The sequence below is a fragment of the Ralstonia sp. VS2407 genome, assembly GCF_052950655.1.
In genome coordinates this window covers 1-518 of record NZ_JBRFVG010000150.1, presented here as the reverse complement: position 1 = coordinate 518, position 518 = coordinate 1, and the positions used below count along the sequence as shown (strand labels likewise).

At 72.6% G+C, this 518-nt stretch carries 1 pseudogene; it reads left to right on the top strand.

Annotated elements, in window-relative coordinates:
- A pseudogene (locus ACU8YE_RS24335) lies at positions 1–518 on the top strand (porin); the annotation flags it as partial.

Here is a 518-nt window from a genome sequence, read left to right as displayed (position 1 = left end):
ACGTCGAGGCGCTCGCCGCGATGGCCGGTATCGCGGGTAACACGCGCGCCGGCCGCGTGCTCGAGCTGGGCGGCCAGTTCACGAGCAGCGGCCTGTCGGCGAGCGCCGTGCTGCATCGCTCGCACGGCACGGCGCAAGGCGGCGCCGATCGCTCCGCGCAGCGGCGCGACATCGGCACGTTCGCCGCGCGTTACGCGTTCGCCTCGCTGCCGCTCACCGTCCACGCCGGCGTCCAGCGCCTGACGGGCGAGCTCGATCCGGCCCGCACGATCGTCTGGGGCGGCGCGCGCTATCAGGCAAGCGGACGCTTCGGCTTCGCGGGCGGCATTTACCACACCGATTCGCCGACGCCGCAGGTCGGCCACCCGACGCTGTTCATCGCGAGCACGACGTGCTCGCTGTCGAAGCGCACCGTCGCGTACCTGAACCTCGGCTACGCGAAGAACAGCGGCCGAAGCGCGCAGACCGTCTACGAGTACGACCCGACGCCGCTCGCCGGCGCATCGCAGTTCGGCGCG